This is a genomic window from Ruegeria atlantica, from assembly GCF_013032005.1.
Taxonomy (GTDB): domain Bacteria; phylum Pseudomonadota; class Alphaproteobacteria; order Rhodobacterales; family Rhodobacteraceae; genus Ruegeria; species Ruegeria atlantica_A.
This window is the reverse complement of record NZ_WQBE01000001.1, coordinates 781,540-800,498: the sequence shown is the minus strand read 5'-3', so window position 1 is coordinate 800,498 and position 18,959 is coordinate 781,540. Positions and strand designations below refer to the sequence as shown.

22 protein-coding genes are annotated in these 18,959 nt (G+C 58.3%); 8 read left to right on the top strand and 14 right to left on the bottom strand.

Going from position 1 to position 18,959, the window contains the following annotated elements; genetic code table 11:
• The first annotated feature begins 98 nt into the window (after positions 1-98).
• From surE to GOX21_RS03915, 3 genes are all read left to right on the top strand, one after another.
• Complete coding sequence (gene surE / locus GOX21_RS03925) at positions 99-881, top strand: 5'/3'-nucleotidase SurE (protein WP_170375599.1); 783 nt, start codon at positions 99-101, stop codon at positions 879-881.
• Positions 878-1,528, top strand: coding sequence for a protein-L-isoaspartate(D-aspartate) O-methyltransferase (locus tag GOX21_RS03920; RefSeq protein ID WP_170348917.1), 651 nt, complete (start codon positions 878-880; stop codon positions 1,526-1,528). The genes surE and GOX21_RS03920 overlap by 4 nt, the downstream gene beginning before the upstream one ends.
• Positions 1,529-1,591: 63 nt before the next feature.
• Entirely contained in the window at positions 1,592-2,755 is a 1,164-nt protein-coding gene (locus GOX21_RS03915; protein ID WP_170375597.1) for a peptidoglycan DD-metalloendopeptidase family protein, read from the top strand.
• A gap of 41 nt (positions 2,756-2,796) precedes the next feature.
• Here the strand turns inward: GOX21_RS03915 and GOX21_RS03910 are convergent, their stop codons facing one another.
• The gene (locus tag GOX21_RS03910; protein ID WP_170358768.1) at positions 2,797-3,468 is read right to left on the bottom strand and encodes a helix-turn-helix transcriptional regulator; all 672 of its coding nucleotides are present in this window, start codon (positions 3,466-3,468) and stop codon (positions 2,797-2,799) included.
• A gap of 21 nt (positions 3,469-3,489) precedes the next feature.
• Positions 3,490-3,795 carry a hypothetical protein gene (locus GOX21_RS03905; RefSeq protein ID WP_170375595.1) on the bottom strand — a complete coding sequence of 102 codons (306 nt, stop codon included), beginning with the start codon at positions 3,793-3,795 and terminating at the stop codon, positions 3,490-3,492.
• 219 nt (positions 3,796-4,014) lie between these two features.
• Between GOX21_RS03905 and GOX21_RS03900 the strand changes: the two genes are divergently transcribed.
• From GOX21_RS03900 to GOX21_RS03885, 4 genes are all read left to right on the top strand, one after another.
• Entirely contained in the window at positions 4,015-4,230 is a 216-nt protein-coding gene (locus GOX21_RS03900) for a twin-arginine translocase TatA/TatE family subunit (protein WP_170348913.1), read from the top strand.
• Positions 4,231-4,236: 6 nt separating this feature from the next.
• The gene (gene tatB, locus GOX21_RS03895) at positions 4,237-4,695 is read left to right on the top strand and encodes a Sec-independent protein translocase protein TatB (RefSeq protein ID WP_170348912.1); all 459 of its coding nucleotides are present in this window, start codon (positions 4,237-4,239) and stop codon (positions 4,693-4,695) included.
• Positions 4,692-5,567 (top strand): twin-arginine translocase subunit TatC, encoded by an 876-nt coding sequence (gene tatC / locus GOX21_RS03890; RefSeq protein WP_170348911.1) that lies wholly within the window; start codon positions 4,692-4,694, stop codon positions 5,565-5,567. Before tatB ends, tatC begins: the two co-directional genes overlap by 4 nt.
• A 118-nt stretch (positions 5,568-5,685) precedes the next feature.
• Positions 5,686-6,528, top strand: a complete 843-nt coding sequence (locus tag GOX21_RS03885; RefSeq protein ID WP_170348910.1) for an ATP-binding protein — start codon at positions 5,686-5,688, stop codon at positions 6,526-6,528.
• Between the two features lie 61 nt (positions 6,529-6,589).
• On the opposite strand, the gene GOX21_RS03880 is transcribed toward GOX21_RS03885, so the two are convergent.
• The 11 genes from GOX21_RS03880 to alr form a co-directional block, all read right to left on the bottom strand.
• Complete coding sequence (locus GOX21_RS03880; protein ID WP_170348909.1) at positions 6,590-7,234, bottom strand: SDR family NAD(P)-dependent oxidoreductase; 645 nt, start codon at positions 7,232-7,234, stop codon at positions 6,590-6,592.
• Between the two features lie 41 nt (positions 7,235-7,275).
• Positions 7,276-7,524 (bottom strand): hypothetical protein, encoded by a 249-nt coding sequence (locus GOX21_RS03875; protein WP_170358760.1) that lies wholly within the window; start codon positions 7,522-7,524, stop codon positions 7,276-7,278.
• Between the two features lie 266 nt (positions 7,525-7,790).
• Entirely contained in the window at positions 7,791-9,314 is a 1,524-nt protein-coding gene (gene purF, locus GOX21_RS03870; RefSeq protein ID WP_170348907.1) for an amidophosphoribosyltransferase, read from the bottom strand.
• Between the two features lie 630 nt (positions 9,315-9,944).
• A complete protein-coding gene (locus GOX21_RS03865; RefSeq protein ID WP_170348906.1) occupies positions 9,945-10,550 on the bottom strand; it encodes a CvpA family protein in 606 nt (201 codons plus the stop codon).
• A 42-nt stretch (positions 10,551-10,592) separates the two neighbouring features.
• Positions 10,593-11,954: a DNA repair protein RadA gene (gene radA, locus GOX21_RS03860; RefSeq protein WP_170375593.1), complete on the bottom strand. Its 1,362-nt coding sequence runs from the start codon at positions 11,952-11,954 to the stop codon at positions 10,593-10,595.
• A 121-nt stretch (positions 11,955-12,075) separates the two neighbouring features.
• Complete coding sequence (locus tag GOX21_RS03855; RefSeq protein WP_254428445.1) at positions 12,076-12,720, bottom strand: DNA repair protein; 645 nt, start codon at positions 12,718-12,720, stop codon at positions 12,076-12,078.
• A 287-nt stretch (positions 12,721-13,007) separates the two neighbouring features.
• Positions 13,008-13,460 (bottom strand): paraquat-inducible protein A, encoded by a 453-nt coding sequence (locus GOX21_RS03850; protein ID WP_170375589.1) that lies wholly within the window; start codon positions 13,458-13,460, stop codon positions 13,008-13,010.
• Positions 13,461-13,542: 82 nt separating this feature from the next.
• A complete protein-coding gene (locus GOX21_RS03845; RefSeq protein ID WP_170375587.1) occupies positions 13,543-14,154 on the bottom strand; it encodes a hypothetical protein in 612 nt (203 codons plus the stop codon).
• Positions 14,151-14,897 carry an ABC transporter ATP-binding protein gene (locus GOX21_RS03840; protein ID WP_170375585.1) on the bottom strand — a complete coding sequence of 249 codons (747 nt, stop codon included), beginning with the start codon at positions 14,895-14,897 and terminating at the stop codon, positions 14,151-14,153. Before GOX21_RS03840 ends, GOX21_RS03845 begins: the two co-directional genes overlap by 4 nt.
• Positions 14,894-15,676 (bottom strand): MlaE family ABC transporter permease, encoded by a 783-nt coding sequence (locus tag GOX21_RS03835; protein ID WP_170375583.1) that lies wholly within the window; start codon positions 15,674-15,676, stop codon positions 14,894-14,896. Before GOX21_RS03835 ends, GOX21_RS03840 begins: the two co-directional genes overlap by 4 nt.
• Entirely contained in the window at positions 15,673-16,707 is a 1,035-nt protein-coding gene (alr, locus tag GOX21_RS03830) for an alanine racemase (protein WP_170375581.1), read from the bottom strand. Before alr ends, GOX21_RS03835 begins: the two co-directional genes overlap by 4 nt.
• Positions 16,708-16,921: 214 nt before the next feature.
• Between alr and GOX21_RS03825 the strand changes: the two genes are divergently transcribed.
• Positions 16,922-17,461, top strand: a complete 540-nt coding sequence (locus GOX21_RS03825; RefSeq protein ID WP_254428444.1) for a GNAT family N-acetyltransferase — start codon at positions 16,922-16,924, stop codon at positions 17,459-17,461.
• A gap of 1 nt (position 17,462) precedes the next feature.
• Here the strand turns inward: GOX21_RS03825 and GOX21_RS03820 are convergent, their stop codons facing one another.
• Entirely contained in the window at positions 17,463-18,953 is a 1,491-nt protein-coding gene (locus tag GOX21_RS03820) for a replicative DNA helicase (RefSeq protein WP_170348898.1), read from the bottom strand.
• Positions 18,954-18,959: the final 6 nt, after the last annotated feature.

The window sequence follows — 18,959 nt, the reverse complement described above, 5'->3', positions numbered from 1 at the left end:
CAAGTGGTGCGCGAAAGCCTCAGATTGCAGGCGTGCTTTGCTTGCCGCCGCGCGGGGGCGGGTCTATCAAGGTCAAAACGCTGCGGTGGATGGGGCAAATGCGTATTCTTCTGACCAATGATGACGGCATCAACGCGCCGGGCCTGATCACGCTTGAGGCGATTGCCGCCGATCTAGCTGGGCCCGACGGAGAAGTCTGGGTGGTTGCACCTGCGTTCGAGCAATCGGGTGTCGGCCATTGCATCAGCTATACCCATCCGATGATGGTCGCCAAACTGGGTGATCAGCGTTTCGCCGCCGAGGGCTCGCCCGCCGATTGTGTGCTGGCCGGTCTGCACGACGTGATGAAGGACGCGCCGCCCGATTTGGTGTTGTCTGGCGTGAACCGGGGCAACAATTCGGCGGAAAACACGCTGTATTCCGGCACTGTCGGTGGCGCGATGGAGGCCGCGTTACAGGGCATCCCGGCGATTGCCCTGTCTCAATATTTTGGTCCGCGTAATCTGGGGCTGGACGATCCGTTCGAGGCCGCGACCCGGTTCGGGGCGGGTCTAGTGCGGAAAATATTGGACGCGACCCCGGCCGAGCAGGGCGATTACCGTCTATTCTACAACGTAAATTTTCCGCCCGTGCCCGCGGGCGAGGTTCTGGGCACCCGGATCGCACCGCAAGGATATCGCCGCGATACGCATTTCTCGGTCGAGCCGCACAGTTCGCCCTCTGGGCGGCGGTTCCTGTGGATCAAGGGTGGGTATCAGCACAATCCAACCGCGCCGGGCACGGATGCGGCGGTTAATCTGGCGGGCTACATCTCGGTCACGCCGATGCGCGCGGATCTGACGGCGCATGACGCGCTTGAGGCATTGAAGACGATCGAATGACCGGACCAGATCCAGAAACAATCATGCAGTTCCTGTTTGCCCTGCGATCGCGCGGGGTGACGGATGCGCGTGTGCTGGCCGCGATGGAGCAGGTCGACCGTGGCCGCTTTGTCAAAGGTCTGTTTGCCGAGCGCGCATATGAGGACACACCTTTGCCGATTGCCTGCGGGCAGACGATCAGCCAGCCGTCAGTTGTGGGGCTAATGACACAGGCGCTGGACGTACGCCCGCGCGACACAGTGTTAGAGGTCGGTACAGGCTCGGGCTATCAGGCGGCGATCCTGTCCAAACTGGCGCGCCGGGTCTATACGGTCGAACGCCACAAGCGACTGGTGCGCGAAACTGGTGCGCTGTTTCGCGAGCTGGGGCTGACCAATGTCACCGCGATGCTGTCGGATGGCTCCTTTGGTTTGTCCGAACAGGCCCCGTTTGACAGGATCATTGTGACGGCTGCGGCAGAAGACCCTCCAGGGCCGCTCTTGGCGCAGCTTAAAATCGGCGGTATCATGGTTTTGCCGGTGGGACAGTCGGATGCGGTTCAGACCCTGATCCGGGTCAGGCGGACCGAGACCGGTCTGGACTATGACGAATTGTTACCCGTTCGTTTCGTGCCCTTGTTAGAAGGGCTTGGCAGGGACGGGGCGTAAAAGAATATTCTGCAACATGCGCCGGAACCCCGGAAAACACGGGCAGGCGTTGAGGACAGTAAGATGAGAGCAGTTTCCAAATCAGCGATGCTCCGCTGCGTGACAGGTGTGGCGGCTTTGGCGATTCTGGCAGGGTGCGAAGGCCCGCTGGACTACGATCTGCGCGGACAGGTCGGCGGATTTTCGACCGCAGATGCCGCGCGAGGGGTGACCGCGAACCGGCCAGCACCGGATGCGCGCGGGGTCATCACCTATCCGAACTATCAGGTTGCCGTTGCGCAACGCGGCGATACGGTCGCCTCGGTTGCTGCCCGCGTCGGTTTGCCCGAGGGAGAGTTGGCCGTGTTCAACGGTCTCAAACCGACGGACAAATTGCGCGACGGCGAGGTTATCGCCCTGCCGCGCACGGTCAGTTCGACCAGTTCGGTGGATATCGCCTCGATAGCCGGAACCGCGATTGATGAGGCGCCGGCAGATGGCTCGGTTAGGACATCGACGTTGGCGCCCGCCCAACCTGCGACCGCGCCTACACAGGCCCCTGTGGCATCGGGGCCCGAGCCGATCCGTCACCAGGTCAAACGCGGCGAGACAGCTTATACCATTGCACGGCTTTACGACGTGCCAGTGGATGCGCTGGCCGAATGGAACGGGTTGGGGTCGGACTTTACCGTACGGGAGGATCAGTTCCTGTTAATCCCGATCAAGAACCAGCCTGCTCCAAGACAAGCGGCTGTGCCCGCCAGCAATGTGACACAACCCGGCCAGGGCTCGCCCACGCCGACACCGCCAAGTGCCACGCAACCGTTGCCGGACGAGGTGATCGCTCCGGCCACACCTGCGCCCGACGTGACGGCCGAGGCTCCGACAAACCAAAGTAGTTCTGCCCTGGGATTGCCAGTTACCGGGACGATCATTCGCACCTATGACAAGGGCAAGAATGAAGGGATCGACATCGCCGGACAGTCGGGAGCTGCGGTAAAGGCAGCCGAAGCCGGGACCGTTGCGGCGATCACCGCAGATGCGGATCAAGTGCCGATCATCGTGGTTAAACACAACAGCGACCTGCTGACCGTCTATGCAAACGTCGACAAGATCACGGTTAAAAAGGGCGACCGTGTGCGCCGAGGCGAGCAGATTGCATCCTTGCGGGGTGGGGACAATTCCTATGTCCATTTCGAGGTGCGCAAAGGGTTCGAATCCGTCGATCCGGAACCTTATCTGAAGTGATTGGAATGGCCCATTTCGGGCCATATACCTGACAGCCGGGTTTAGGCGTGCGGGTCGAAATCGCTCAGTGTTTTGCCGGGCTCGTCAGCGAAGATTTCCGGTAGGGGTGAGACAGCTTCGATCAGGTCGATGCGAAACACGCGGAACCCTTCGCGCAACTCACACCATGCGGTAAGGGTCCAGACGCGGCCCCAGTACTCCATATGAAGAGGGCGAATGGTGCGGTCTGTCAGAACGCCGTCGATACGGCGATAGGACAGGTGCAGTTTCTGCCGGGTTTTGATCGCGGACCGAATCGGAGCCATATGCGCCAGCCCCCGCGCAGCGTCGGCAAAGGGGTAGACGGCGAATTTCCACGTGTCCGCCTCGGCCACGACCTGGGTGGGCAGTACAGCGTCAATCTTGTCGGCCAGGGTTTCTGCGGCGGCCTTCAGATCGGGGTCTGCGGCCTCGGCCACGATGGCCATGCCGAGGTTCAGCGCTTCAAGCTCGGCCGGGGTCAGGTTCAGCGGGGGCAGGGTGATTTGTTCGCGAACCATATAACCCACACCGCGTTCACCCTCGACCGGAACGCCCGAGGCCACCAGCGTATCCATATCGCGATAGATCGTACGAACCGACACTTCGAGCCGGTCCGCAATATCCTGCGCGCGGTGCAGTTTGCCGTCGCGCAGGATCTGAATGATGTCGAACAGACGATCAGAGCGGCGCATGACACGCCGCCCGGACCGCGTTTAAGCGGTCATGTTCCATAGCACATTCTCGTGGCGCATCTGGACACTGTCGGGTTGGATCGCGGCCATCAAGGCCGGGGCAAAGGTTTGCTGCGGGAATTGCGCCGCTGCGTCCTTGGCGGCCTTCATATTCGTCCAGATTACATAGTCGGTCCAACGGCCATCTTCACCCTGGCTTAGCTGACGGTGGGCAAATCCGGGGGCCGAGCGGACGAACGCCTCGGACGCCTGGCTGAGTTTGACGAACTCTTCCGGTGTTGTCCCGTTGGCGAGGGTGAAGGTGACGATTTCAGCAACATGGGTCATTTGATTCTCCGTTGACCAGTTTTCGATGCCCTGTTCCTAATGCCCTTCAACTGACATAAACCTGTCAGTTGTGAAATGCCAGCCTGCAAAAATTGCGTGATCGGATCAATTTTGAGCGCGGAAATGATCTGGCGCACTTTTGCGCAGGGCCATGCAGGCGTAGACACAGACCCAGATCACATTCCCGGCGCAACGCGTCGACGTACAAGGAGAAGAGACATGCTCAACAATATCGGCCTTCCCGGTCTGCTACTGATCGCCGTTGTGGTGCTGGTGCTGTTTGGCCGCGGTAAAATCAGCTCGTTGATGGGTGAAGTGGGCAAGGGCATCACCTCGTTCAAGAAGGGCGTCAAAGAAGGCGCGGACGAGCTGGAGCAGGACGCTGCCGAAGTGGCCAAGGACGTCACGCCCGAGACCGACAAAGACAAGGCCTAAGCGCAGATGTTTGATCTGGGTTGGACCGAGCTTCTGGTCATTGGCATTGTTGCCCTGATCGTTGTGGGGCCAAAGGACCTGCCGGTTCTGTTTCGCAATGTTGGCCGCTGGGTTGGCAAGGCCCGTGGTATGGCGCGCGAATTCAGCAGCGCCATGAACGAGGCCGCGGATCAGGCAGGCGTGAACGAGATCAAAAAGGGTCTGAACGCAGCCGCCAATCCCGTCAGCACCGCCATGGACAGCGTTAACGAGGCGGCGCGGGACGTTGCCAAAAGCATCGATCCCACCAAGTTCGACCCCGACAGCGAAACAGGCAAGTTGGCGGCTGAGCGGGCTGAGCAGGCCAAGAAGATTCAGGCCTCAACTGCCCGTGCTGCGGCTGAGCGTAAGGCCAAAGAAGCGGCAGATGCGCTAGCCAAAGCCGAAGAGGCCGAGGCCGCACTGAAGACTGAAAGCAAGACATGACAAAGACCGACGAGATCGAAGACAGCTCGGCCCCGCTGATCGAGCATCTGGCGGAACTGCGCACGCGGCTGATCCACTGCGTCGTGGCGTTTTTGGTCGGGATGATCATCTGTTTCACTGTGGCCACGCCGCTTTTCAACTTCCTTACGAACCCTTTGTGCGAAGTTTTGGCCGAACGCGGGCAGGATTGCGGGTTGATCTTCATCTCGCCGCAAGAAGGGTTCTTCGTTGCTATCAAGGTCTCGCTGCTGGGTGGCTTTATCTTGGCCTTCCCATATATCGGGATGCAGATGTGGCGCTTCGTGGCGCCGGGCCTCTACCGATCGGAAAAGAACGCTTTCCTGCCATTCATGCTGGCCTCGCCCTTCATGTTCCTTCTGGGGGCAAGCTTTGCGTTCTATGTCGTAACACCACTGGCTTATGACTTCTTCCTCGGGTTCCAGCAATTTGGTGCCGAAGGAGAGGCCGTGGTCGAAGGCGCAACTGCGGCTCCGCTGAGCGTGGTGTTCCAGGGCTCGGCGCAGGAATATCTGAACCTGACGATCAAGTTTATCGTGGCCTTTGGCCTGTGTTTTCAACTGCCCGTTCTGCTGACCCTGATGGGCAAGGCGGGACTGGTTACCGCCGAAGGGCTGGGCTCGGTGCGCAAATACGCTGTGGTCGCCATTCTGGTACTGGCCGCGCTGGTGACACCGCCTGATGTGATTACGCAGGTTATTCTGTTTGTGGTGGTCTACGGCCTGTATGAGATTTCGATCTTCCTCGTCGCCCGGGTCGAAAAAAAGCGCGAAGAGCAACTGCGTGCCGACGGCTACTATGACGACGAAGAAGAAGCCGACGAAGAGATCGTGCGGGAAGAAGACAGCAAGTAACCCCGCTGAAAACCATGCAACAGGCGCGCCTAACCGGCGCGCCTTTTTCGTGTCTGGCCCTTGTTGCGCCGCTTCGAACATGGTTTGAACCGCGCAAGACATGACGCCGGAGGCCCCAATGGACGACCAAGCCCTGAACCGTATCGCCGACGCGCTGGAACGGATGGCACCAGCCCCTTTGGACGCGCCCGATTTCGCGGCTGCCCCGGCATTTGTCTGGCATGTTGAACCGGATCGGCTGGAGCCCGTCACGCAGGTCAACCGCGTCGATCTGGATTTGCTGGTGGGCATCAACCGGTCCCGCGATACTCTGCTGGACAATACGCGCCGATTTGCTGCCGGCTTCAAAGCAAATAACGCGTTGCTTTGGGGCGCGCGGGGGATGGGAAAATCCAGCCTCGTCAAAGCTGTTCACGGGACGCTGCAGATGGATTTCCCAGATCTTAAGCTGGTTGAACTCCAGCGCGAGGATATGGGCTCAGTCGCCCGCCTTCTGAATCACCTGCGTGCCGCACCGCACCGGTTCATTCTGTTCTGCGATGACTTATCGTTTAGTCATGACGACCAGCACTATAAATCGCTCAAGGCAGTGCTGGACGGGGGTATCGAAGGGCGCCCGGAAAACGTCGTATTCTACGCCACATCGAACCGCCGCCACCTGATGCCGCGCGATATGATCGAGAATGAACGCTCCAGCGCGATCAATCCGTCTGAGGCGGTCGAGGAAAAGGTTTCACTGTCTGATCGGTTCGGCCTGTGGTTGGGCTTCCACCCTTGTGATCAGGACGAATACCTAGCGATGATCGACCGCTATTGCGGGGCATATGGCGTGTCGGTTGACGCCGAAACCCTGCGTGCCGAAGCCATCGAATGGCAGGCGACGCGGGGCGCGCGGTCGGGCCGCGTGGCTTGGCAATTCTTCGTCGATCTGGCCGGGCGCAACGGCGTGCACATCGCCTAACCCGCCCGCTTCATCTTTTTCCAAATACTCACGCCGGAGGCATGGCCCAAAGGGCCATTCCTTACAGCAAAGACAAAATCCGAGCGGCTTCGTCTGCCGTGCTGGTCAACGCATCGCGATCCTCACCGGGATGGAATCGCGCACGTACGGCGGTTGGCATCGGGGCAGGTTCGACAATTGAAACCCTCGGGCCGGTGCGTTTGGTCTCTTGTGCCCAGCCACGTGCCAGCGCCATCTGCGCCGCCTTGGTTGCACCGTAGATGCCGTAAAACTTCTGACCGGCTTTCGGATCGTCAAAGAACACGGCATGGCCGGTTTCACCCAACAGGGGGGCAATATAGGGGATCAGAACTGACGTCGCCGTGGCGTTGGTATTTACGGCCTTGGTCCACTCTTTCGGGTCGATGAAATGCGTGGGTGTCAGGGCCGAGGTGTGAACGGCCGTGTGCAGCCACAAATCCACCTTGCCCCAGCGATCATGGATACCCCGGCACAACGTCGCCATGGCGTTGGGGTCGGCGATATCCATCGGTGCCAGGGTTGCGGCACCGCCTTTGGCCCGAATGCGGTCATCCAGTTCTTCCAGCCCGCCGGTGGTGCGGGCGACGGCGACAATGTGATATTCGGGTGCCAGTGCCTCGGCCAGGGCAGCGCCCAACCCACGAGAGGCCCCGGTGACGAGGGCAATTTTGGTCTGATCGGTCATGACAGGGGTTTGAACCCCCGCACGCAGGGCGTCAAGACAGATTAACTGCCGGGTATGACGATCCGCTTGGTCTGGCCGCTTTGTCGCAGCATTACGCCGTCGGCATCAATGGCAACGATGGTGCCCGACGACACGCGGCTGCCCAGCTTGACCTCTTTCACACGTCCCGAAGACATACGCATAAGGGCCCGCATGTCCGATTTCGGGCCAAAGACCCCCAGAACAGACAAAGAGCTTTTTTTCAGCACGCCTTTTTGCGTGGCCGCGCTTTTTACAGTGGCGTTTGACATGTATTCCGGCCTGACCACAGCGGCCCGACCCCTTGATTGAGTGGTTGGCAACCAGCGGGCTACCAAACCGGATCAGAAAGGAAAAGCCCGGTTGGCCGAGCACTTCCCAAGGGGATTCGGCATTGCGGCGAAGCCCTTGCGATTGCAATTTCTTCACCGATGGGTTGTGGCGGAAATCTACCGATGCGGCCTGCCAGGCAGGCAGAAAAAGGCCCGCATCACATCGGTGAAACGGGCCAAAAAGCAAGGTCGATTCGGATCAAATCCTATCCCGAGGCCAGCTTCGCGCTGTTCCACGAGCCGCCCGGAACTTGCATATCTGCGCGTTTCTTGCTGACCCGATTGCTGTTTTCGAGACTGTCCAGATAGTCATCGCTGACGCTGCCGGTGATGTAATTGCCGTCGAAACAGGAACAGTCAAAGGCTTCGATCTCGGGGTTGCCTTCTTTGGCCGCCCAGATCAGGTCGTCGAGATCCTGATAGAACAGGGCATCTGCGCCGACTTCCTGACGGATTTCTTCGATATCTTTGCCATTGGCGATCAGTTCATGCTTGGTGGGCATGTCGATGCCATAGACGTTGGGGAATTTTACCGGCGGTGAGGCGCTGGCGATGTACACTTTTTTAGCCCCGGCTTCGCGGCACATCTGCACGATCTTCTTGATTGTATTGCCGCGCACAATGGAATCGTCGATCAGCAGAACGTTGTGATCGCGGAACTCCAAGGGAACGGCGTTCAGCTTGCGGCGCACCGATTTCTGGCGCTCTTCCTGGCCGGGCATGATGAAGGTTCGCCCGACATAGCGGTTTTTGACCAGACCTTCGCGGTATGGAATGCCGGTGGCCTTAGCGACCTCAAGTGCCACGGGGCGGGCGCTGTCGGGCACGGGGATGATGCGGTCGATCTCAAGCCCTGCGGCTTGGATCTGGCGGGCCAGCGTCTGACCCATGCGCATCTGGGTTTTGTAAACCGAAACGCCATCCAGCAGCGAGTCCGGGCGGGCCAGGTAGACATATTCAAAGATACACGGGGTCAGTTGACCTTCGACCGCCTGGAAGGTGTGCATGTTTCCATCCAGATCAATCAGTATGGCCTCACCGGGGTTAAGGTCGCGCAGCTTTTCAAAGCCGTTGATGCCAAAGGCCACATCCTCTGAGGCAAAGGCGTAATCGTCGCCGTCGCCGTCCACATCGCGCTTGGCGACGGAAAGAGGACGGATGCCATAAGGATCGCGGAACGCCAGCATGCCGACACCGGCAACCAGACAGATTACCGAATAGGCGCCTTGGATTCGCTCCATCGTCATCTTCACACCGGCAAAGATGTTGCGGATCGGTTCGCCGTTGCCGTTGACCTTGATCGCATCGGCAACCTTGTCGGCCAGCACGTTCAGCAGGATCTCCGAATCCGACGTGGTGCGCAGGTGACGGCTGTATTTGGCGGTCACCTTCTCACGCTGTTCGGCGGTGTTGGTTATGTTGCCATTATGAACCAGATAGATGCCATAGGGCGCGTTCACAAAGAACGGCTGCGCCTCGGACGCGCTGAGCGATCCTGCGGTCGGGTACCGCACATGACCCATGCCGATCTTACCCAGAAGGGTCTCGGCGTCTTGTGCGTTGAACACGTCCTTGACCAGACCATTTGCCTTCTTTTCACGGAAGAAGCCGTCGTTATAGGTGACGATCCCCGAGGCATCCTGACCCCGGTGCTGAAGCATCAGCAGCCCGTCATAGATTTCCGCAAAGACATCATGTGTCCTGCTTGCGATCCCTAAAATCCCACACATGTACGGGCTCCAATTTCCATGACGTTTTGACTAGCGGTGATGATCTGAACGTCTGCATGGGTATGCCAGTGCGCCTTGTTTCCATCCCGGCTGATGATGCAAACGCGCCAATGTCACGAGGGCAAGCGCGAGAGAAAACAGGTACAGCAAGATCGGTGGCTCCGATTCCATGTCAGTTCGGCCTCCACATAATGCCTAATGCGCCCTGTGTCATCAAAGGATCACATTCACCAATCGTCGCAGGTGCGTTTTATGAAAGGTGACTGGAATAGGTGACATATAGGCATGCTTGTGCTGTCATGGTGCAAGTAGCGGTTTTTTACCTAGTGTATGAGTTTCGATAGGACGTTAGCCATGTGGGAACACAAGCAAGGAAGAAAAAAGGAAGACCCAGTAAAACGCCGGTGCCATCGCTGCCGTGGCATGGGCCGGTCGCCTTGTCCGATTTGCAATGGCTCTGGCGAGGTGATCAAAAGCCGCGATATCCACGGCAAACCCATAATGGGCCGCTGCGAGGGGTGCTTTGGCCTGAAGAACACCCGATGCACGGTTTGCGGTGGAGAAGGTTTTTTAACTGAATACGTCTGAAAGGCAGCCAAGAAGAAAGCCCGATCAATGCCGGGCTTTTTCTTATTCAGTTGCGGTCGGTGCCGTGGTTTCCGATGCCTCTGGCGCCTCGGTGCCGGCGCCACAGCTTGCCACCAGCTCTTCATATTGTTGTGTGACCCAACCCAGCCATTGCTCGGGGTTTTGTTCTTCGATGCGGTCGCTGAATTGTTCGAACACTTTGGCGGAACGGCTTTCGTCGACCATCGTATAAGATTGACCGGTCATAACAGTGTCATAGACAAAGAAGGCGATAGCCACCAACAGGATGCCGCGCGCGATGCCAAAGAATAAGCCAAGCGCCTGATCCAACCCGCCAATGGCCGAGCGTTGCACGATCGATGAAAACAGCGGAGTAAAGATGCTGACCACGATCAGAGCGATCGCAAACACGGCGGCAAAGCCGGTGATCACTGACAATTCGCAGCTGTCGCGCAGGAAATCTCCGACGACCGGGATCTCTTTCACCAGCGGAACGGCCTGGGGTGCAAAAATAAAGGCCAGTACGGCGGCTGCGACCCAGCCCGCGATGGCCAAAACCTCACGTAAAAATCCGCGTGAATAGGCCAGCAGGCCTGACACGACGATGATCAGGGCAACCACCCCGTCGATAATTGTAAAACCTTCCATGGCCCTCGCCTGTACTTTTTTTCAGCCCCTCAAGGCGTTACCTTAACCTGCTCCGAAGGTTTCGCCAACAAACCCCACCAAATCAGAGGGTCGGGTGAGTGTCAGACCTGCCACAGTACCGGTTTTGCCGCCCGCCGGAGCGATTGCCGACGTGAAACCAAGTTTTTGGGCTTCTTTCAACCTGTTTTCTGTCTGTGGGGCCGGTCTAAGTGCCCCGGATAACGAGATTTCTCCAAAAATCACCGTATCGGCGGGCAGAGCTGTGTCTTCTCGGGCACTCAGCAATGCGGCCGCCACGGCAAGGTCGGCGGCCGGTTCGCTGATTTTCATCCCTCCGGCGACGTTCAGGTAAACGTCCAACCCGGCAAAGGGGATGCCACAGCGTGCTTCAAGAACGGCAAGGATCATGGCCAGCCGCCCACTATCCCATCCGACCACGGTCCGGCGGGGTTGGGAATGCGGGGACGATGCCACAAGTGCTTGCAATTCCACCAAAACAGGGCGGGTGCCCTCAATTCCGGCGAAAACGGCCGAACCGGGGCTGGGGGTGCCGCGTTCCGACAGGAACAAGGCCGAGGGGTTTGTGACCTGCGCCAACCCTTTGCCGGTCATTTCGAACACGCCGATTTCATCAGCGGGGCCAAAACGGTTTTTCACGGCGCGCAAGATGCGGAACTGATGGCCACGTTCACCTTCGAAATAGAGCACGGTGTCGACCATGTGCTCGACCACGCGGGGGCCTGCGATCTGGCCTTCCTTGGTGACATGGCCGACCATGATGATTGATACGCCGTGTCGTTTCGCAAACGTGGTCAATTCATGCGCTGCGGCCCGGACTTGTGACACTGAGCCGGGGGCGCTGTCCACATTGTCGGCCCACATGGTCTGAATCGAGTCGATGATGGCCAGACCGGGCTTTTCAGCCTCAAGCGTCGTCAGGATGTTGCGTAGGTTGGTCTCAGCCGCCAGTTGAACCGGCGCGTCCTCGAGCCCCAGACGGCGGGCCCGCATTCGAACCTGCGCGCTGGCTTCTTCGCCGGAAACATAGATGGTTTTGACGCCCGCACGGGAAAAGCGCGCCGCGGCCTGCAGCAGAAGGGTGGATTTGCCGATGCCGGGGTCGCCGCCCACCAGCAGGGCCGAGGCGGGAACAAGGCCACCGCCAAGCACGCGGTCCAGTTCCTCAACCCCGCAAAGCGTACGGGGCGGGGGTGTTTCTTCGGTCGACAGATCGGTGAGTACGATGGACTGGCCGCGTTTGCCGCCCAAGGATTTCTTGGCGGGACCCGCCGAAAGGGGTACGTCCTGCGAAATGGTGTTCCACTCGCCGCATGCGTCACAACGCCCGGACCAGCGCGAATGCGACGCGCCGCAGGCCGAACAGGAGAAAGTCGTTTTTGCCATGCGGCCTTGGTGCCCGAGGATCGGCGGTTCTTCAAGCCCTTGCAAGGCATTCATCTGCACCGGTGGGGTGCCGCGTCCTCAGGCCCGATGGGCCATCGTTCGCGGCAAAGGCGCCAAGCGCCTATTCCGCCGCGCGGGGCGGGGACATGGCGACCACGCTTGAGGCTTTGGTCGAGCTGTCCTTGGGAGGTGTTTGCAGCTGAGCCGACAGTTCGGGTAACAGCTCAAACAGCTCATCCCGCAGGCGGGCCAGTTGTGACTTGGCGATGGTTTCTTCCATTTCGACATCGCGCGTCCATTGGCGCAATTCGTTCTGGATCACCTGGGCTTCTTCGAGACGCTTCTGGAACAGCTCAATCTCTTCCTGACGTTGTTGTAGGAAGGTTCGGGCGCGATTGATCCGCACGTCGCCATAGGTTTCAGCCAGTTCGTGGCTGATCTGGCTCATCTGTGCGGCCAGTTCCAGGATTTCGGGCTCGAGTGTCTGTAGGTCAGGGTGTTGGCGCAGAAAGGCCATACGTTCTTTGACCGCGTCAAACTCGGACGACATCATGAACAGGCCGCCACGGTCCGCTGCGTGGGCCATTTGATAGGCGTCTGATATGTCGTGCATGTTCAGGGCAAATTTGCGGTGATTGTTTTCCAATGCCATCATTCGGGCATTCGCTGGTAGATAGAATGCCAGCATGAGAATCAGAACGGTCAGGCCGATCTGGATGAACATCCCGGCGTCTTGCACTGGCCCACCGCCGAAACCGGCTTGCATGGATAGCCAGGGTAATACGCCTAAGGCAGATAAAAATGTGGCTGAAACGGCGAACAGGGCTGCCGCGCAAATGAGGAAAAAAGTCAGTCTTAAAAAGGCATTCTGAAATTGCAATGTAATGTTATGGAGGGCAGTCATGTTCGACGAACTCCTTCTAGAACCGGTACACACCAGGCCCAAGCGGAGAGCATCCAAAACACACAGATTGATCCGCTACGGACCCGAAAACTACAAATTGTCACTGCTCGAAATATAAAGATGATACTCAGATGAGTGTTTTCAATCAATTACATCTGAGTATTTCGTGATCTGCGTGTCATTTCGGTAATGTGGCCCACCGCGAGCGAGGCCAGAATGCAGGCCGTGAACAGGTACAGACCCCATGCGGTTTCGATGGTCGCGTAGGAAATTCCCTTGGCCAGAGTGATATAGAGCGCGATCAGGAAGATGTCGGCCATGGCCAGCTTGCCAAGGATGTTCAGCGCGGGTTGGACGCGGGCATCAAGCAGATCCCACTGTATCAGGGCGGTGCCGATGGTTTTGATGTAAGGCGCGACGAGAGCGAAGATGGTGACGATCAGCGCCAGAAAGACGTCGGATTTCCAGAGGGATTGCAGGCCAGTGATGACGCTGATTTCGCTGAGACCGAAGATCGGCAGCAGCCCCGCACGCATCAGAGGGGCGAACCACGCGATGGGGTAGAGGATTAAGAGCGAGAGGGTGGCGAGGCGGAGGATCATTCTAGCAATTTTGCCTATTTCGAACGGCAGTACCTTTACTCACTATTCCATAGCCTTAACCGCGTTCACACTAAGAAGCATATTAGTTTTCTCTTTTTGAAAGCCTTTGGTTTAATTCAGTTTGAATTTCTTCCATCAAAGTATCCAGCCCAGCTATGATGGCTTCAACACACACTTCTCGGTAAGCTCTGTCTTTTGCGGGGTAACGCGAGCGGAACTTTTCCGCGCTTGTTCCGCCGTCATGCATTTCGAATAAATTGTAGTTGCTATTCAGAGAACGGATATGGGTTGAAAACAGATACCATGCTTGTGGTGACTGCCCCGTCTTTTCGATCCGTTGCAGCATGCCAGGTGGAGGTCCGACTAGGGTCGCGGCTTCGAAAGCTCTGTCATCTACCTTGTTGAGGTCACGAGTGTTTCGTAACTCGCCTAGCAGTTTTTCTAGATTGTGCCCAAGCTTCGTCACGTTTCTCTTTGAGAAACCTGAAACTAGCAGAGAAGTCTTGAATGTTAGTTCGGTTGCCAAGCCCAGATTCTGATAAACTGGTCCAACACGAAATACACGGTCTTTGTGATCAGAGTATTCCTTTACACTTTTTGCCCAATCCTGCTTAGGAAATATTGTTTTACACGCTGAAAAATATGCGTCGGCGTAGTCAAAAAAATCTACTATTTCTTCAATTGGTTCAGTCACCGCACCGCCTCTATCGGTCCCTCGGCACTCCCGCTGATGAACTGCTCAACGTAAGGATCACCCGAGGCGTCCATCTGGCTGACCGGACCGGTCCATTGGATGACGCCTCCGTGCAGCATGGCCACGTTGTCGGCAATCGCGCGGACGGAACTCATGTCGTGGGTGATGGTCATCGCGGTGGCGCCCATCTCGGTCACGATCTCGCGGATCAGGTCGTTGATGACGCCGGACATGATCGGATCGAGACCGGTGGTGGGCTCGTCGAAGAAAATGATCTCGGGTTCGGCGGCGATGGCGCGGGCGAGGCCCACGCGTTTTTGCATACCGCCCGACAGTTCAGACGGAAACCGATCGGCCACATCAGATTTCAGACCCACGCGGCGCAGTTTCTCGATGGCGATTTCGCGGGCGTATTCCGGCGGGCGCTTCAGCGGACCGCGCAGCAGGCGGAAGCTGACGTTCTGCCAGACGGGCAGCGAGTCAAAAAGAGCAGCGCCCTGAAACAGCATTCCGAACCGGGCCAAAAACTTGTCCCGGTCCCCCTTGGTGGCGTCTTTGTCATCCACATAGATCATGCCGCTGTCGGGCTTGATCAGGCCAAGGATACATTTCAGCGCCACCGATTTGCCGGTGCCCGAACCGCCGATGATGACCATCGAGGTACCCTTGGGGATCTCAAGGTCCATGCCCTGCAGAACCCGATTGTCGCCAAAGGCCTTTTGTACGTTCTCCATCCGGATCATAGCGAGAAGAACACCCCTGTCAGAATGAAGTTGGTGGCCAGAATCATGATAGCAGCAGATTCGACCGAGGATTTGGTGGCGCGGCCCACACCCTGCGCACCGCGGCCCGAGTTCATGCCGTAAAAGCAGCCCATGACCGCCGCGATCAGGCCGAAGGCTGCGCCCTTGGCCAGCGACGACATGATGTCATGGGCCTCAAGGAAATTGACTGTGTTCAGCAGGTAGGTCGCCGGATTGAAACCCAAATTTTGGGTCGCAACGACATAACCGCCCGCGATGCCAATGATATCTCCGATCCCGACCAGTAGCGGCACGGTAATCAGCGCGGCCAGAACGCGCGGGGCCGTCAGGTATTTCATCGGATGAGTGGACAGGGTGACTAGCGCGTCGATCTGCTCGGTCACTTTCATGGTGGCGATCTCGGCTGCGATGGACGAGGTCACGCGGGCGGCGATCATCAGGCCCACCAGCACGGGGCCCAGTTCGCGCACCATACCGATGGCAACGATCTGCGGCACCACGGCCTCGGCGTTGAAGCGAGCGCCGCCAGCGTAGATCTGCAGCGCCAGCGCGCCACCAGTGAAAATGGCGGTCAGGCCGACGACAGGCAGGGACAGCCAGCCGATGTTCATCAGCGCGACGATAAATTCGCGCGGGTAGTAGGGCGGACGAAAAATGTGCGAGATCGCATCAATCGTAAACAGCGCGACTTTGCCAAAGGTGGCAAACAGCGCCAGGACCGCGCGGCCCAACCCGCCCAACAGAGAAAGAGGACTCATTCCACGTAACCCCGTGAATAACGCGCGCCAAGCGAAGTGAGGATTTCATACCCGATGGTGCCTGCGGCCTCGGCCAGGTCATCGACTGTCTGGTGACCGTTCAGGATGCGCAGGCGTTCTGGGTCTTCGGGCAGGTCAGTGACGTCAATGGTGACAAGGTCCATCGATATGCGACCGACCACAGGGCAGGGTTGGTCCCCGGCAAATGCGTCGATACCGCCGCCAATGGCCCGGTGCAGCCCGTCCGCATACCCTGCGGCCACGGTTGCGATTCGTGATGGGCGTCGGGCAACCCAGCTACCGCCATAACCGACGGTTTCACCAACTTCGACCGCGCGCACCTGAATGACGGGCAGATCGACGGTTACGACGGGCTTGGCGTCGGCAAATGGCATGCCGCCATAAAGACCAACGCCCGGACGGCAGAAATCAAAGTGGAATTCCGAGCCCATCAGCGTGCCCGCCGTTGCCGCCAGCGACCGTGGTGCGGTGACACCATCGGTCATATCGCGGAAGGTCTTTAGCTGTTGACGGTTCATCGGGTGGTCGGGCTCATCCGAGCAGGCCAAATGCGATATGACCGCCTGTGGGTTCTGGCTTTCCATCTCAGACCTCAGCGCGGCCCAATCGGCGGGCTCAAGGCCCAGACGGTTCATTCCACTGTCCAGTTGAACTCCGAATGGGTGACTCGGCATGGCCTGTTGCAGGCGTTTGAACTGTTCCGGAGAGTTGATCAAAGGAATCAGGTTGTCAGCAAAGTGCAGCCCGTTGTCACCTTCCATGAACCCTGAGAAGACAAAAATCTGGGGATCGGGGCCAACGGCTTTGCGCACGGCGGCGCCTTCTTCTGCGGCGGCGACAAAGAACTTGCGAACGCCTTCTTCGGCCAGGATCGCAGACACCGGTCCGGCACCAAGGCCGTAGGCGTCAGCTTTGACCACGGCGCCGGTCTCGACATCCGTTTTTGCATTGAGCGCCCGCCAGTTGCTGGCGAGCGCCTGAAGATTGATCGTCAAACGTGCGGTACTCATGGTGCTGTTCATGACATTGGATTGCGGCAGGTCAAGGGGGTAGGCGGCAATTCTTGTGCATATCGCTGTGTTCCTACGCAGCTTCTGGCCGGTATCGCAAGATCATGGCTAAAAAAGGCTCGGACAAGGGCAGCCGAACTCTCGTCATTGTGTCCAACCTGTGATCAACTCGGCGCATGAAACGGGACCGTTGATCCATCTGAAAGGGGCCGTAATGCTGAACCTGACCGCCGATTACCGGGCTCGGGCTGCCGAACTGCCCGGCTTGTTTCTGGACGTCTTCACCGCCTCAGAGGGCGAAGGAGAGGGGCGTGCGGTTGCTGCTTTGGTGGATGACCTGCTGCTTTCAACACCCGATGGAGATCTTTTGGGCGTTTTGGCTTTGGACGACCGCAATCTGGCAGGTTGCATCCTTTTCTCGCGGCTCTGTTATGATCAGGACCCGCGCCAGGTCTTTCTGATGTCACCGGTGGCCGTGCGCGCCGACAGGCAAAAGTTGGGCATTGGTCAAAAACTGATCGGCTTTGGACTGGAACAGCTGCGCCATAACGGGGTTGATTTTGCAATGACTTACGGTGATCCGGCATATTATTGCAAAACCGGGTTTCAACCGATCGCACAAACATTCGCACAACCGCCCATGCCGCTGAGCATGCCACATGGTTGGCTTGGACAATCCTTGAATGGCGACGATGCGCCGCTTATGGGCCCGTCCCGCTGTGTCAGCGCATTCAATAAGCCTGAGATGTGGTAGGTCAGTAGCCTTCGATCTGGCCGTCCTGTTGCCAGGGTTTGACCAAGTTACCGAACCGGGTGAACTGAGCCTCGAACGACAGCTCGACCGTGCCGATGGGGCCGTGACGCTGCTTGCCGACGATAACTTCGGCTTTGGCGTGCAGGCGCTCCATGGCCTGTTTCCACTCTTCCATCTTTTCCAGCTCGTGATCGCCGGGCTTTTCGCGTTCCTTATAATATTCCTCGCGGAACACGAACATCACCACGTCGGCATCCTGTTCGATCGATCCCGATTCCCGCAGGTCAGACAATTGCGGGCGCTTGTCGTCGCGGTTTTCGACCTGACGGCTCAGCTGTGACAGGGCGATGACCGGGATATTCAGTTCTTTGGCAATGGCCTTCATGCCCATCGAAATTTCGGCAATCTCGTTGACCCGATTTTCGGCCATGCCACGGCACAGCTGCAGATAGTCGATGACCAGCAGGTCCAGCCCATGCGTCCGCTTCAACCGCCGCGCGCGGGCGGCCAACTGAGAGATCGGCAGGGCCGGGGTGTCGTCGATGAACAAAGGGCAGGCTTCCAGATCCTTGGCCGCGTCGACAAAGCGGCGGAATTCTGATTCCGTCATGTCACCCTGACGAATTTTGTGGCTGGAAATCTCGGAGGCTTCGGCCAGAACCCGGCCCGCCAATTGCTCGGCGCTCATCTCAAGCGAGAAGAAACCCACAACGCCACCGTCAATCGCGCCTTCGGTGCCGTCGGGCTTGGTGCCGCGCTTGTACGCCTTGGCCACGTTGAACGCCACATTGGTCGCCAACGAGGTTTTCCCCATCGACGGACGACCCGCAAGAATAATCAAGTCGGACGGATGCAACCCGCCCAACTGTTTGTCCAGGTCGGCCAGACCGGTAGAAATTCCCGCCATGCCACCACCACGTTGATACGCTTCGTTGGTGACGTTGACGGCTTCTGTGACCGCCTTTAGGAAAGATTGGAAACCCTGTTCGGTCTGGCCCTGCTCGGATAACTGATAAAGTTGCTGTTCGGCCTCGACGATCTGTTCTTTGGGCTCGCTGGATACATCCACCCGCGCTGCCTTGTCAGAGATATCCCGACCCAGCCGGATCAACTCGCGGCGAATAGCCAAGTCATAGATCATCTGGGCGTAGTCATGCACAGCAAATGCGCTGATCGAAGCCCCGGCCAGTTTCACCAGATAGGCGGGACCGCCCAGTTCCTTCAGACCTTCATCTTCGGCCATGAAGGATTTCAGCGTGACGGGCGAGGCCAGCGCATTCTTGGCGATGCGATTGGCCGCAACCTCGTAGATACGGGCGTGGACCGGATCATAGAAATGTTCGGACCCGATGATCGAGGCCACCCGGTCATAAAGATCGTTGTTGGTCAGGATCGCACCCAGAAGCTGTTGTTCGGCTTCAATGGAATGCGGCATTGTTTCGGCGTTTTGAATCTTCGCCGCTGCCTGCTCGATGCTGCTTATCTCGTTCATTTTGTC

Coding starts and splice junctions, on each gene's coding strand:
- alr (WP_170375581.1), bottom strand. CDS start 16,707: ATGAGTACCGCACGTTTGACGATCAATCTTCAGGCGCTCGCCAGCAAC.
- GOX21_RS03885 (WP_170348910.1), top strand. CDS start 5,686: ATGGACGACCAAGCCCTGAACCGTATCGCCGACGCGCTGGAACGGATG.
- GOX21_RS03915 (WP_170375597.1), top strand. CDS start 1,592: ATGAGAGCAGTTTCCAAATCAGCGATGCTCCGCTGCGTGACAGGTGTG.
- GOX21_RS03850 (WP_170375589.1), bottom strand. CDS start 13,460: ATGATCCTCCGCCTCGCCACCCTCTCGCTCTTAATCCTCTACCCCATC.
- GOX21_RS03920 (WP_170348917.1), top strand. CDS start 878: ATGACCGGACCAGATCCAGAAACAATCATGCAGTTCCTGTTTGCCCTG.
- surE (WP_170375599.1), top strand. CDS start 99: ATGCGTATTCTTCTGACCAATGATGACGGCATCAACGCGCCGGGCCTG.
- GOX21_RS03835 (WP_170375583.1), bottom strand. CDS start 15,676: ATGAGTCCTCTTTCTCTGTTGGGCGGGTTGGGCCGCGCGGTCCTGGCG.
- GOX21_RS03825 (WP_254428444.1), top strand. CDS start 16,922: ATGCTGAACCTGACCGCCGATTACCGGGCTCGGGCTGCCGAACTGCCC.
- GOX21_RS03865 (WP_170348906.1), bottom strand. CDS start 10,550: ATGGAAGGTTTTACAATTATCGACGGGGTGGTTGCCCTGATCATCGTC.
- GOX21_RS03820 (WP_170348898.1), bottom strand. CDS start 18,953: ATGAACGAGATAAGCAGCATCGAGCAGGCAGCGGCGAAGATTCAAAAC.
- GOX21_RS03855 (WP_254428445.1), bottom strand. CDS start 12,720: ATGCAAGCCGGTTTCGGCGGTGGGCCAGTGCAAGACGCCGGGATGTTC.
- GOX21_RS03875 (WP_170358760.1), bottom strand. CDS start 7,524: ATGTCAAACGCCACTGTAAAAAGCGCGGCCACGCAAAAAGGCGTGCTG.
- purF (WP_170348907.1), bottom strand. CDS start 9,314: ATGTGTGGGATTTTAGGGATCGCAAGCAGGACACATGATGTCTTTGCG.
- radA (WP_170375593.1), bottom strand. CDS start 11,954: ATGGCAAAAACGACTTTCTCCTGTTCGGCCTGCGGCGCGTCGCATTCG.
- tatC (WP_170348911.1), top strand. CDS start 4,692: ATGACAAAGACCGACGAGATCGAAGACAGCTCGGCCCCGCTGATCGAG.
- GOX21_RS03880 (WP_170348909.1), bottom strand. CDS start 7,234: ATGACCGATCAGACCAAAATTGCCCTCGTCACCGGGGCCTCTCGTGGG.
- GOX21_RS03905 (WP_170375595.1), bottom strand. CDS start 3,795: ATGACCCATGTTGCTGAAATCGTCACCTTCACCCTCGCCAACGGGACA.
- tatB (WP_170348912.1), top strand. CDS start 4,237: ATGTTTGATCTGGGTTGGACCGAGCTTCTGGTCATTGGCATTGTTGCC.
- GOX21_RS03900 (WP_170348913.1), top strand. CDS start 4,015: ATGCTCAACAATATCGGCCTTCCCGGTCTGCTACTGATCGCCGTTGTG.
- GOX21_RS03840 (WP_170375585.1), bottom strand. CDS start 14,897: ATGATCCGGATGGAGAACGTACAAAAGGCCTTTGGCGACAATCGGGTT.
- GOX21_RS03910 (WP_170358768.1), bottom strand. CDS start 3,468: ATGCGCCGCTCTGATCGTCTGTTCGACATCATTCAGATCCTGCGCGAC.